Annotated in this window: 13 protein-coding genes; all 13 read left to right on the forward strand. The window is 73.3% G+C overall.

The features are described from left to right. The first annotated feature begins 16 nt into the window (after positions 1-16). The 13 genes from ACFYTT_RS15485 (at position 17) to aroQ (ending at position 12903) form a co-directional block, all read left to right on the forward strand. The gene (locus tag ACFYTT_RS15485) at positions 17-559 is read left to right on the forward strand and encodes a DapH/DapD/GlmU-related protein (protein ID WP_131054028.1); all 543 of its coding nucleotides are present in this window, start codon (positions 17-19) and stop codon (positions 557-559) included. Next, positions 552-2177 carry a lipopolysaccharide biosynthesis protein gene (locus ACFYTT_RS15490; RefSeq protein ID WP_131054029.1) on the forward strand — a complete coding sequence of 542 codons (1626 nt, stop codon included), beginning with the start codon at positions 552-554 and terminating at the stop codon, positions 2175-2177. Before ACFYTT_RS15485 ends, ACFYTT_RS15490 begins: the two co-directional genes overlap by 8 nt. Before the next feature lie 115 nt (positions 2178-2292). Then, positions 2293-3534, forward strand: coding sequence for an O-antigen ligase family protein (locus tag ACFYTT_RS15495; protein ID WP_387259802.1), 1242 nt, complete (start codon positions 2293-2295; stop codon positions 3532-3534). Next, complete coding sequence (locus ACFYTT_RS15500) at positions 3531-5114, forward strand: lipopolysaccharide biosynthesis protein (protein ID WP_387259665.1); 1584 nt, start codon at positions 3531-3533, stop codon at positions 5112-5114. Before ACFYTT_RS15495 ends, ACFYTT_RS15500 begins: the two co-directional genes overlap by 4 nt. A gap of 7 nt (positions 5115-5121) precedes the next feature. After that, positions 5122-6024 (forward strand): sulfotransferase domain-containing protein, encoded by a 903-nt coding sequence (locus tag ACFYTT_RS15505; RefSeq protein WP_131054031.1) that lies wholly within the window; start codon positions 5122-5124, stop codon positions 6022-6024. Then, positions 6021-7283, forward strand: coding sequence for a hypothetical protein (locus ACFYTT_RS15510; RefSeq protein ID WP_387259668.1), 1263 nt, complete (start codon positions 6021-6023; stop codon positions 7281-7283). The genes ACFYTT_RS15505 and ACFYTT_RS15510 overlap by 4 nt, the downstream gene beginning before the upstream one ends. A 224-nt stretch (positions 7284-7507) precedes the next feature. After that, on the forward strand, positions 7508-7984 hold the full coding sequence (locus ACFYTT_RS15515) for a UDP-N-acetylglucosamine--LPS N-acetylglucosamine transferase (RefSeq protein WP_131057871.1): 477 nt from the start codon (positions 7508-7510) through the stop codon (positions 7982-7984). Further along, entirely contained in the window at positions 7981-8670 is a 690-nt protein-coding gene (locus ACFYTT_RS15520; protein WP_387259671.1) for a glycosyltransferase, read from the forward strand. The genes ACFYTT_RS15515 and ACFYTT_RS15520 overlap by 4 nt, the downstream gene beginning before the upstream one ends. After that, the gene (locus ACFYTT_RS15525) at positions 8667-9587 is read left to right on the forward strand and encodes a glycosyltransferase family 2 protein (protein WP_387259673.1); all 921 of its coding nucleotides are present in this window, start codon (positions 8667-8669) and stop codon (positions 9585-9587) included. Before ACFYTT_RS15520 ends, ACFYTT_RS15525 begins: the two co-directional genes overlap by 4 nt. Positions 9588-9683: 96 nt before the next feature. Next, complete coding sequence (gene aroC / locus ACFYTT_RS15530; RefSeq protein WP_131053405.1) at positions 9684-10862, forward strand: chorismate synthase; 1179 nt, start codon at positions 9684-9686, stop codon at positions 10860-10862. Then, the gene (locus tag ACFYTT_RS15535; RefSeq protein WP_131053404.1) at positions 10859-11380 is read left to right on the forward strand and encodes a shikimate kinase; all 522 of its coding nucleotides are present in this window, start codon (positions 10859-10861) and stop codon (positions 11378-11380) included. Before aroC ends, ACFYTT_RS15535 begins: the two co-directional genes overlap by 4 nt. 9 nt (positions 11381-11389) lie before the next feature. Continuing rightward, positions 11390-12466: a 3-dehydroquinate synthase gene (gene aroB / locus ACFYTT_RS15540; RefSeq protein ID WP_387259676.1), complete on the forward strand. Its 1077-nt coding sequence runs from the start codon at positions 11390-11392 to the stop codon at positions 12464-12466. Further along, entirely contained in the window at positions 12463-12903 is a 441-nt protein-coding gene (gene aroQ, locus ACFYTT_RS15545; RefSeq protein ID WP_387259679.1) for a type II 3-dehydroquinate dehydratase, read from the forward strand. Before aroB ends, aroQ begins: the two co-directional genes overlap by 4 nt. Positions 12904-12920 lie beyond the last annotated feature (17 nt).

The raw sequence follows: 12920 nt of genomic DNA on the forward strand, positions 1-12920 counted from the left end.
AACGTGGGGAGGACCGTTGACCGGCATCCGGCGTGGATTCGTGGTGCGCATGGTCTTCGCGATCAAGCGTCGCTGGTACGCCCTGCGCTATCCGCGCCTGACCCTCGGGCGGGACGTCGAGATCCGGGGACGGATTCGGCTGCGGCGCGGGGTCCGCGTGACCATCGGTGACCGGACCAGGGTGAACAAGCTGGTCCGCTTCGCCGGTCCGGGCGAGGTGCGCGTCGGGGCCGACTGCCTGCTCAACGCGACATGGGTGGGCACGTGGACGTCGGTGACGATCGGAAATCGGTGCCTGTTGTCCGACTGCGAGTTGCTGGACAATGACTTCCACAACCTGCCACCGGCTCAGCGGCACGATCCGCCCACCCCGGCCACGCGTGCGCCCATCACGGTCGAGGACAACGTCTGGATCGGCGCGCACGCGCTGGTCATGAAGGGTGTACGGATCGGCCGGGACAGCGTGGTGGGGGCTGCGACCGTGGTGCGGACAGACGTGCCGCCCGGAGTCGTGGTCATCGGCAACCCACAACAAACGGTGAAGAAGTTCAATGACTGATGCCGCTCCGAGCCCCTGGGCCAACGACGGTGCGAACGCCGAGTCGTCGCCCCGCTCCGTCACCATCAGCGACGTGCTGCGCGTGCCGCTGCACCGGATCCGGCAGGTCGGCGCGGTCGCCGCGCTCGGGCTGCTGGCCGCCGCGGGCTACGCGTTCCTGGCCCCGTCGGCGGTGAGCGCCAACGCGGTGGTGGCGGTCCGTCCGGTGGTCACCGACGCGTTCACGCCCAGCGGCGCCAACGCCGACCGCGCGGTGAACATGAACGTGGAGAGCCGCATCGCCACCGGCACCGAGGTGGTCGGCAAGCTGGCCGACGAGTTCGGCTCGGACCAGCGTTCGGTCCGCGACGCCCTCGAGGTCGAGGTGCCCACCGGTGGGCAGATCCTGCGCTTCGTCTACCAGGCCCGCAGCGCCGACGACGCGGTGCTCGGTGCCAACCTCGCCGCGGAGAGCTACCTGAACGTCCGGCGGGCCATGTACGAGCGGCAGCGCGAGGAGATGCTCCGCTCGTACGACGAGAGCATCGAGAAGGTCGCCACCCAGCAGGCGGCGGCGCAGCGACGGGTGAACAACTCCCGGGACACCGCCGCCAGCAACGTGGCCGTCGCCGAGCTGAGCGCGATCAACAACCAGCTCACCCAGCTCAACTCCGCCCGCACCGAGATCGCCGCCGTCGACGTGAACCCGGGGTGGGTCACCCAGTCCGCCGAGCGGGCGCTGACCTCGGCGGCCGGCAACGCACCCATGCTGATGGCCGCCGGGCTGCTCGGTGGTGCCCTGATCGGTCTGGTGCTCGCGTTCGCCTGGGAGTCCTTCGACCGGCGGGTGCGGACCGTCGTCGACGCCAAGGACAACACCGGTCTGCCGCTGCTGGGCACCATCCGGTACACCGGCCTGCGCGGGCGGGCCGTCGACGCGGACGTGCGCTACGTCGCGATGGCCATCGCCGAGCGGGTACGCCATCCGGCCCGGGTCGCCGTGGTCACCGCCCGCGAGGACGCCAGCGCGATCACCGCCGGGCTGGCCGTGGCACTGGCGGTGGCCGGTCGCGAGGTGTTCGTCGCCGACGACAGCGGCCGGATCGACCGGCTGCGCGCCGCCGTGCAGGCCGACCGGGACCGGCTGCCGCCCAGCATCGACCCGAGCCGGCCCACCGTGCCCAAGCCACGGACCGCACCGGCCCGGCCGGTCAGCATGGAGGGGCCGGACGACTCGCCCACCGAGATCATCCGCCGTCCCTCGCCGCACCCGCCGGGTGCGCGCCCCTCGACCGACCCGGAGGCGACGATCACGATTCCCCGGGTCACCTCCGCCAAGGCCAGCGTCACCCCGGTCGTCAACGGCCAGGTGAACGGTGGCGACAAGGTGACCGTGGGCGCCGGCAGCGTCCGCTTCGGCACCTGGCGGCAGGGCGCCGACCAGCGTCTGGTGCTCTACAACGCCCCACCGGCCGAGGCCGACGAGCGGGGTGTGGCCGTGGCCCGGCAGGGCACCGCGGTGGTGGTGGTCGAGCGGGACCGGACCCGGCAGACCGATTTGCGTCGGCTCGCCGAACGACTGCGGGCGGCCGGGGTGAATCCGCTCGGCTTCGTGCTCTCGCGCAGCGGCCGGGGCTGAGGCGGTGCCGGTGATCCAGGCACCGCCGGCCACCGAGCCGGCGCCGCCGGCAGCCGCCGACACCCCGTCGGTCCTCGCCCCGCCACCACGGCTGCCGCTGTGGCCGCTGATCGCCATGTTCGGGCTGGTGCCGATCTGGTGGCTGGCCGGTTTCTTCTATCTCGGCTGGCCGCTGCTGGGCGCGTTGCTGTTCGTGCTGCTGGTCACCCGAGGGCGGGTGCCGTTGCCGCCGGCCACCGGGATCTGGCTGCTGTTCCTGGCCATCGTGCTGGTCAGCGTCACCCAGTTGCAGTCGCCGGTGTCGTTGCTGACCTTCGCCCTGCGGCTGGGCTTCTACCTCACCGCGGTGGTGGTCGGCGTCTACGTCTACGTGGTCGCCCGGGAACGCCCCGACCAGACGGCCGTCCTGGTGCCGCTCTGCGCGTTCTGGTTCGGGCTGGTCGTGCTGGGCTGGCTGGGTGTGATGGTGCCGAGGTTCGAGATGACCACGCCGGTCGAGGTGCTGCTGCCGGGCGGTGTGTCCGGCACCCCGTTCATCAACGACATGGTGCACCTGGCCACCGCCGAGTACAGCGCCCGGTCGTTGAACCCGATCTTCCGGCCGGCGGCACCCTTCGCGTACACCAACAACTACGGCAGCGCGTACGCGATCACGCTGCCCTGCGTGGTCGCCTTCACGATGCTGCGCCGACGGGGGCTGCTGCGCTGGGCGCTGCTCGCCTCGCTGCCGCTGTCGCTGGTGCCGGCCTTCCTCACGCTCAACCGCGCGATGTTCCTCAGCCTCGGCGCCGGCCTGGCCGTGCTCGGCCTGCGCGCCGCGTTGCGCGGCAACGTCCGGGTGGCGGCCTCGATCGTCGGCGTGGTGCTGGTCGGTGGCCTGGTCACGCTCTTCATCCCGGTGACCGAGTTGATCGGGAACCGGGTCGAGTCCAGCGACACCAACACCGACCGGTTCTCGCTCTACTCGGAGGTGTTGCGCCGGGTGGGCGACTCACCGTGGCTGGGCTACGGCGCCCCGGTGAACGTCGACACCGTCTCCGCCGACGCGCCGATCGGCACCCAGGGCCAGCTCTGGATGGTGCTGTTCAGTCACGGCGTACCCGCGCTGCTCTGCTTCCTCGCCTGGTTCGTCGTCGCCGCGTTCGTCTGTGCCCGCGCCACCTCGGCAGCCGGGCAGTGGCTCTCCATCGTCCCGGTGGTCTGCCTGGTGCAGGTGCCGTTCTACGGGATGGCCAACCAGAACCTCGCCGTCGCCTTCTTCGCGGTCGGCTTCGCGATGGCGCTCACCGAACGGGAGGTGCACCGCGCGGACAGGCGGTCCCGACCACGACCACGACCGGCGGTGCGACCGACATGACCGTCACCACCAGTTCCCCGGCCGGGGACCGGCCCGCCGGAACGGATCCGGGCCGGGACGACGGCGCGACCGAGACCCGGCGCAGCGTCCGCAGCGGTGTCGCCGGGTTGGTCGGCGCCGCCACCAGTGGCCTGTTCGGCTTCGTGCTGGCGGTCGTCATCACCCGGGGGTACGGCACGACCGGGTCCGGCGCGTTCTTCGCCGCGATCGGCGTGGTGACCGTCGCCGCCGCGGTCTGCACCCTGGGCGCGGAGACCGGGCTGATGTGGGCACTGCCCCGGCGCCGGGCCGGGGCGAGTGGCGACGCCGCCCGGGTGCTGCCGGTGGCCCTGGTGCCGCCGCTGCTGTTCGCGGTGCTGATCGCGATCGGTGGTGCGTCGCTCGCCGGTCCGCTGGCCGGGCGGCTGCTCGGGCCGGAGGGGGAGTCGCTGCTGGTGGTCACGTTCGTCGCGGTGCCGGTGGTGGTCGCGATGAACCTGCTGCTGGCCGTGGTGCGGTGCGTGCGCCCGATCCGCTCGTACGTGGCGGTGCAGTTCCTGCTGCTGCCGGTGGCCCGACCGGCGCTGGTCGGCATGGCGTTGCTGGTCGGCGGCGGGCTGGTCGCCGGCATGACGGGCTGGCTGGTGCCGGCCGCCGTCGGGTTGCTGGTCTGTCTGATGATGGTCGCCCGGCCGCTGGGCGTGGGTCGCGGCGTCCGGCTGCGTCCGGAGCCCACGGACTGGTCCACGTTCTGGCGGTTCGCGCTGCCTCGGGCCGCCTCCGCCGCGATCGACGCCGGCAGCATGTGGGTCGGCGTCCTGCTCACCTCGGCCCTGGCCACCCAGGCCGACGCCGGTGTCTTCGGCGCGGTCGGCCGGTACGTCCTCGCCGGGCAGTTGGCGATGCAGGGCCTGCGGGTGGCGGTCTCGCCGCAGTTGTCGCGGTTGCTCGGGCGGGGCGAGCGGGTCGCCGCGGCGGCCGTGCACCGGCAGTTGACCACCTGGGGTCTGGTGCTGTCCTGGCCGGTCTACCTGCTGCTCGCCGTGTTCGGACCGGCCTTCCTGGCGCTGTTCGGTCCCGAGTTCACCGCCGGTGCCGCCGCGTTGACCGTGCTCGCCCTGGCGATGCTGATCAACACCGGTGTCGGCAACGTGCAGAGCCTGCTGCTGATGGGTGGGCGCAGCGGCCTGCACCTGGCCGGCGCGCTGGCCGGACTGGTGGTCACCGTCGGTCTCGGCCTGGTGCTGATCCCCGCGTACGGCGCCACCGGCGCGGCCCTGGCCTGGGCGGCCGGCATCGCGACCGAGAACCTCACGGCGGTCACCTGCGCCCGGCTGGTGGTACGCCAGCCGTTGGTCGACGCGGGGATGCTGCGGGCGGCGGCGGCCACCGTCGGCGGCGTCGGGCTGGCCTCGGTCGCCGGCCTGGTGGTGGGCGGTCGGGGCATTCCCGGCCTCCTGGTGGCGGTGGCCGTGTTGGCCGCCGGCTGCGTCGGCTTGTTGACGTTACCCCGGGTGCGACGCGGCATCCGGGCGACCATGGTGCAGATTCGGGGCGGGTCGCCGCAGGGCACCCCGCCCCCGCCGTCGAAGGGCAGGTGAGGTCGTCGTGTCGTCCATCCGGGACCGGGTGAAGCAACTGGTGCCGACCCAGGTGACGAATCGGGTGCGGGAGAGCCTCGTCGACTACGGGGTCCGCACCAGCGACCGGCGTCCGCTGCCGGACTTCCTCATCATCGGGACCAAGCGGGGCGGGACCACCTCGCTGTGGAACTACCTCATCCAGCATCCGCTGGTGCCCCGGCTCTTCCCGGCCTGGAACACGAAGTCCTCGCACTACTTCGAGGAGCACTGGGGTCGCGGCGAGGCGTGGTACCGCTCGCACTTCCCGACCCTGCGCCAGCGGGAGGCGCTGGAGAGCCGCCACGGTGGCCCGGTCCGCGTCGGCGAGGCGGCACCGCTGTACATGTTCCATCCGCTGGCCGCCGAGCGGGTCGCCGCGCTGATGCCGACGGTGAAGCTGATCGTGCTGCTGCGCGACCCGGTCGAGCGGGCGTACTCGCACTGGAAGGAGCGGCGGACCAACGGCGTGGAGCCGCTGGACTTCGCCGCCGCGTTGGCCGCCGAGCCGGAGCGTACGGCGGGGGAGCGGGAACGGTTGATCGCCGAGCCGGAGTACTTCAGCGAGCCGTACGACTGGCACACCTACCGGGCCCGGGGCCGCTACCTGGAGCACCTGGAGCCGTGGCTGGACCGGTTCGACCGTTCGCAGCTGCTCTTCCTGCCCAGCGAGGACCTGTACGGCGACGCACGGGCCACCTACCGCCGGACCCTGGACTTCCTCGGCCTGCCCGCTTTCGACCTGCCGGACTTCAAGGTCTACAACGACCGGCGGTCGGCACCGCTGGAGGCGGACCTGCGTGCCGAGTTGACCGAGTACTACCGCCCGCACAACGAGGCGCTGCGGCAGCGGCTGGGGCTGTCGCTCGACTGGCCGGACCGGGTCGCGTGACCACGGCGGCCACCGCGACGGCCGACCCCCGCTCGCGTGACGACGGCCTGGGCTGGGTCACCCGGGCGGTCTTCGGCGACGAGCGGATCGCCCTCTCGGTGGACGCCGGGCCGCCCGCCGGGCACACCGTGGTGGCCCGGTACGCGGTCGTCCCGTCGATCGCCCGGGCCCGGTTCCTGCTGCCGCTGGGCGCGCCCCGGGTGACCGCGGCGGCGCTGCTGGCGTACAACGCGTTGCGGCCGGCGAAGGTGCGGGCGGTGCGGGCCGCGCTCGGTGCGGCGGCCCGGGTCGGCATCGTCGACCGGGCCTCGTTCCCGGTGCTCACCGTCGCGGTGCCGACCGGGCTGGACCCGGCCGAGGCGCTGCTGGCCGCCCGGGTCGCCGCCGCGCTCGGCGACGAGCCGCTGTACGCGGCGTGCGGGGTCCGCCCACCGGATCCGAACCACAAGCCGACCCTGCAACTGTTCGACCGCACCGGTGCGCCCCGTGGCTACGCGAAGATCGGCTGGAACGACGCCACCCGCGCACTGGTCACCACCGAGGCGGCGGCGTTGCGGGAGGTGGCCGCCTCGGCCGGGGTGGGCGGGCATCCGGGCACCCCCCGGCTGCTCACCGAGCTGAGCTTCGCCGGGCAGGTGGTGGCGGTGGTCGAGCCGCTGCCGGCGCGGATCCGGGGCGTACCGGTCGACGGGCCGCCGGAGGTCGCGGCGCTACTCGCGGTGGCCCGCCGGGGTGGAATGGCGACCGAGTCCCGGCCGCTGGCCGGTTCGGCGTTCCTGGCCCGGCTGGCCGAGCAGGCACAGCGGTCCGCCGCGGCCGAGGGGATCGGTGACCGTGCGGTGACCGCCGTCGCCGCACTGGCCCACCGGTACGGCGACGTGGACGTGGAGTTCGGCCACTGGCACGGCGACTGGGTGCCGTGGAACCTCGGTCGGCACGACGGTGACCTCGTCGCCTGGGACTGGGAGCACAGCGGGCCGGAGGTGCCGGTCGGATTCGACCTGGCCCACGACGCGTTCCAGCGGTCGGTGGTGCTGCGCGGCGAACCGGCCGCCCACGCCGCCGGGCAGGTCGACGCCGGGCTGGCCCGGCACGGTGCCGCCCTCGGGTTGGACCCGGCCCGGCAGCGGCTGGTCGCCGACGCCTACCTGGTGGAGATGTGGTTGCGTACCTGGCGGCTCGCGGACGCCGGGGCGGGGTGGAATCCGGCACTGCATCCCGCGTTGCTGGACGTCATCGAGAAACGACATAGCGGCTGATCCATCCGCAGCACCACACTGTCGATGTCGGACAGTGATGAGAAAGTTCCAGGTGGTGACGATGGTCGGCGGCCGGTCGGCCACTCGGCCCACCGCAACCGCCACGTACGGAGATCACGTCACACCCGGTCACACCTTTCACCGCCGGGCGACGTGTGGTCTGCTGCTGCGTGGCGCCGACAGGAATTCCAAGCGAACTTGTGGGGAGTCGCGTGGACGCGAAGATCGACGAGCCCGGGTCCGACCAGCAGCCGGTGTTACTGCTGGTCGGTTCGAGTGGCGGGCACCTGGCCCAGCTGCTGGCCCTACGGCCCTGGTACGAGACGTGGCGACGGTGCTGGGTCACCTTCGACACCCCGGAGGCGGTGTCGCTGCTCGCCGGGGAGGACCTGGTGCCGGCGTACCATCCGACCACCCGCAACGTGCGCAACCTGCTGCGCAACGCGGTGCTGGCGGCCCGGGTGCTGCGGCGGCGCAACGTGGCGGCGGTGGTCACCACCGGGGCCGGCGTGGCCGTCCCGTTCGTGGTGCTCGCCCGGCTGCGCGGGATTCCGACCGTCTACATCGAGGTCTACGACCGGATCGACACGCCGACGCTGACCGCCCGGCTGTGCCGCCCGTTCCTGTCGGCGATGCTCGTGCAGTGGGAGGAACAGCGCCGCCAGTATCCGGAGGCCACCGTCGTCGGGACGCTGCTGTGAGCGCGGCCGGCGACGCGCACCGGGTCGCGCCGGTACGCCCGCGCCCCACCCGGGTCGAGCCGGGCCGGGTGCCCGCGCCGCGCGGGCCGCACCCGGACGGCCGCACCCACGTCCTGGTCGCGGTCGGCACCGACAAGCACCCCTTCGACCGGCTGGTCGACTGGCTGCGGGACTGGCACGGCGAGGTCGCCGGCGAGGTGGTGCTGACCGTGCAGCACGGGCACACCCGCGCCGACGGGCTGCCCGACGCGGTGCCGTTCCTCGGCCACGCCGAGCTGCAGACCGCGATGGCCGGGGCCGACCTGGTGGTCTGCCACGGCGGGCCGGCCACCATCCTGGAGGCGCGCCGGCACGGGCACATGCCGATCGTGGTGCCCCGCGACCCGACCCGGGGCGAGCACGTCGACGACCACCAGTTGCTGTTCGCCCGCCGGCTCGGTGCGGCCGGGCTGGTGGCGCTCTGCGAGTCCCGGCAGGAGCTGCTCGACGCGCTCGCCGCCGGTCGGGCCGACCGGTCCCGGTTCGCCGTGACGGTCGACGCCGAGGCGGTCGAGGGGCAGCGGGCCGCGGTCCGCCGGGTGGGGAGCATCGTCGAGGAATTGGTGGCCGAGGCCGCGCAGCGGCGTCACCGGCCGTGGTGGCGGCCGTGGCGTGGGCCCGGTCCGAACGGAAGGCGGAACCGATGACCTCCTACCCGAGCGTGAGCGCCGTGGTGCCCACCCGGGATCGCCCCGAGCTGCTGCGGGCCGCGGTCCGCGCGATCGTGGCGCAGGACTATCCCGGCCCGGTCGAGGTGGTCGTGGTCTACGACCAGTCCGAGCCGGACCCGTCGCTGGTCAATCTCTCCGGCCCGGAACGGACGGTCCGCGTGGTGACCAACACCCGCACGCCGGGGCTGGCCGGGGCCCGCAACTCGGGCACGCTGGCGGCCACCGGTGAGCTGATCGCCTTCTGCGACGACGACGACGAGTGGCTGCCCGGGAAACTGCTGGCACAGGTCGACGCGCTGAACGCGGTGCCCGGCGCCGAGTTCGTCAGCTGCGGCATCCGGGTCACCTACGACGGGCACACCGTCGAGCGGGTGCTGGACCGCGACTCGATCAGCCTGGCCGACCTGCTGCGGGACCGGATGACCGAGCTGCACCCGTCGACCTTCGTGATCCGCGCGGCCGCGTTGCGCGACGGGTTCGGGCTGGTCGACGAGGAGATCCCGGGCAGCTACGCGGAGGACTACGAGTTCCTGCTCCGGGCCGCCCGTAGCGCCCCGCTGGTGAACCTGCGCGCCCCGTACGTGACGGTGCGCTGGCACAAGCGGTCGTACTTCGCCCAGCGCTGGGACACCATCTCCGAGGCGTTGCAGTGGCTGCTGGAGCGGTATCCGGAGTTCGCCACCCAGCCGGCGGGGGAGGCCCGGGTCGCCGGGCAGATCGCCTTCGCCCAAGCCGCCTCGGGGGACCGTCGCGGAGCGGTGCGCTGGGCTCGGCGCACCATCCGCCGCAACCCGCGCGAACCCCGGGCGTACCTGGCCCTGGCCGTGGCCGGACGGGTGGTCCGCGCCGACGCCGTGCTGCGTACGCTGCACAAGCGCGGCCGGGGCATCTGACCGATCGGGTCTCGGCGTGCCGTTCGCCGCGTCCGCAGGGCGGGACGCGGCGGGCGGTGCGCGTCGGCGGGCACCGGGCGTGACAGACTGGCCGCTGTGTTGCGCTGGTTGACCGCAGGGGAATCACACGGGCCCGCTCTCGTCGCGATGCTGGAGGGGGTGCCGGCCGGGATCGAGGTGACCTCCACCGAGATCGCCGGGGAGTTGGCGCGTCGCCGGCTCGGCTACGGCCGAGGTGCGCGAATGGCCTTCGAGCAGGACGAGATCGAGATCATCGGCGGCCTGCGTCACGGCGTGACGCTCGGTAGTCCGGTCGCGATGCGGGTCGGCAACTCCGAGTGGCCCAAGTGGCGCACCGTGATGGCCGCCGACCCGGTCGATCCGGAGGAGCTGGCCCGGCAGGCCCGCAACGCCCCGCTGACCCGGCCCCGGCCCGGTCACGCCGACCTGGCCGGCATGCAGAAGTACGGCCACACCGACGCCCGGCCGATCCTGGAGCGGGCCAGCGCGCGGGAGACCGCCGCCCGGGTGGCCGTCGGCACGGTGGCGAAGGCACTGCTCCGTCAGGCCCTCGACGTCGAGATCGTCTCGCACGTGGTCGAGTTGGGTCCGGTCGCCGTCAAGCCGGGGCTGCGTCCCCGGCCCGAGGACGCCGAGCGCATCGACGCCGACCCGCTGCGCTGCCTCGACCCGGAGGCGAGTGCCCGGATGGTCGCCGAGGTCGACGCCGCGAAGAAGGCCGCCGACACCCTCGGCGGCGTGGTCGAGGTGCTGGCGTACGGCGTACCGCCGGGCCTGGGCAGCCACGTGCAGTGGGACCGCAAGCTCGACGCCCGACTGGCCACCGCGCTGATGTCGATCCAGGCGATCAAGGGTGTGGAGATCGGCGACGGCTGGCAGCAGGCCCGGTCCCGGGGCTCCGAGGCCCACGACGAGATCATGCCTACCGCCACCGGCGTCCGGAGGGTCACCGACCGGGCCGGCGGGCTGGAGGGCGGCATCACCACCGGTGAACCGCTGCGGGTGAAGGCCGCGATGAAGCCGATCTCCTCGCTGAACCGAGCCCTGGCCACGGTGGACGTGACCACCGGCGAACCGGCCACCGCGATCAACCAGCGCTCCGACGTCTGCGCGGTGCCCGCCGCCGCCGTCGTCGCCGAGGCGATGGTGGCGCTGGTGCTGGCCGAGGCGGCGGTGGAGAAGTTCGGTGGCGACTCGATCGCCGAGATGCGGCGTAACCTGACCGGCTACCTCGACGCGCTGGTGATCCGGTGACCGCTCCGACCCGCCCGGTCTGCGTCCTGGTCGGCGCACCCGGCTCGGGCAAGACCACCGTAGGGCAGGGGCTGGCGGAAGCGCTCGGGGTCGAGTTCCGCGACACCGACGCCGACATCGAACGGCTCGCCGGCAAGCCGATCCCGGAGATCTTCCTCGACGAGGGGGAGGCGCACTTCCGCGCCCTGGAACGCGCCGCGGTGGCGGCGGCACTGGCCTCCTGCTCCGGCGTGCTCGCCCTGGGCGGTGGCGCGGTGCTCGCCGAGGAGAACCGGGCCGCGCTGGTCGGGCACCGGGTCGTGCACCTCTCCGTCGAGTTGCCCGACGCGGTCAAGCGGGTCGGTCTCGGTGCCGGACGACCGCTGCTGGCGATCAACCCCCGGGCCACCCTGAAACACCTGATGGACCAGCGCCGGCCGCTCTACACCGAGGTGGCCACCCACACGGTCGTGACCGACGGCCGGACGCCGGAGGAGATCGTCGCCGAGATCGCGCAGCTGCTGCGCACGGAGGGTTAGGTTCCCGCGATGGACGAGGTGACCCGGATCCCGGTCGGCGGCGAACGGCCGTACGACGTCCTCGTCGGGCGAGACCTGCTCGACACGCTGCCGGGGCTGCTGCCCGACGCCACCCGGGTGGCGGTGCTGCACACCGCCGCGCTCAAGGAGTCGGCCGACGCGATCGGCACCCGGCTGGCCGCGTCCGGTGTGACGCCGCTCGCCATCGAGGTGCCGGACGCCGAGGCCGGCAAGCACGTCGACGTGGCGGCACACTGCTGGGACCGGCTCGGTGAAGCCGGCTTCACCCGTACCGACGCGGTCGTCGGGTTGGGTGGCGGCGCCGTCACCGACCTGGCCGGCTTCGTGGCGGCCTGCTGGCTGCGCGGGGTCCGCTGGGTTCCGGTGGCCACCTCGCTGCTCGGCATGGTCGACGCGGCGGTCGGCGGCAAGACCGGCATCAACACCGCCGCCGGCAAGAACCTGGTGGGTGCCTTCCACCCACCGGTCGGGGTGCTGGCCGACCTGGCCACGCTGGACAGCCTGCCCCCGGTCGAGTTGGTCGCCGGCATGGCCGAGGTGGTCAAGTGCGGCTTCATCGCCGATCCGGCCATCCTCGACCTGGTCGAGCAGGCACCGGCGGCGGCCACCGACCCGACCGGCCCGGTCGTCCGGGAACTCATCGAACGCGCGATCCGCGTGAAGGCCGATGTGGTCGCCGGAGACCTGCGCGAGTCGGGCGTACGCGAGGTGCTCAACTACGGGCACACCCTCGCCCACGCGATCGAGAAGGCCGAGGGGTACCGCTGGCGGCACGGTCACGCGGTCGCGGTCGGCCTGGTGTACGCCGCCGAACTGGCCCGGCTGGCCGGCCGGCTGGACGAGTCCACCGCCCGCCGGCACCGCGACGTGGTGACCGCACTCGGCCTGCCCACCGAGTACCCGGCCGACGCCTGGCCCGGGCTGCTGGCCACGATGCGGGTCGACAAGAAGACCCGGGGCAGCCGGCTGCGGTTCGTGGTGCTCGACGGGCTGGCCCGCCCGGCCATCCTCGAAGGCCCCGACGACGACCTGCTCCGTGAGGCATACCGGGCGGTATCCCCATGAAGGTCTACGTGCTCAACGGGCCGAATCTGGGGCGGCTGGGCACGCGTCAGGTCGACGTCTACGGCGTGACCAGTTACGCCGACCTGGTCGAGCTCTGCGAGTCGACCGGACGCGAACTCGGACTGAGCGTCATCGTCCGGCAGACCGACGCCGAGCACGAACTGCTCGGCTGGCTGCACGACGCGGCGGACGAGGGCGCAGCCGTGGTGCTCAACCCGGCCGCGTGGTCGCACTACTCGATCGCGGTCCGGGACGCCTGCGCCCTGTTGCGCGCCCCGCTGGTCGAGGTGCACATCTCCAACATCCACGCCCGGGAGGAGTTCCGGCACCACTCGGTGGTCTCGGCGGTGGCCACGGGAGTCATCTGCGGGCTCGGCGTGGACGGCTACCGCCTGGCCCTGCACCACCTGGCCACCCATCTCGACCAGGACGGCTGACCTGGTCCGCTGCGCTG

The organism is Micromonospora sp. NPDC003816, assembly GCF_042874705.1.
Lineage (GTDB): Bacteria > Actinomycetota > Actinomycetes > Mycobacteriales > Micromonosporaceae > Micromonospora.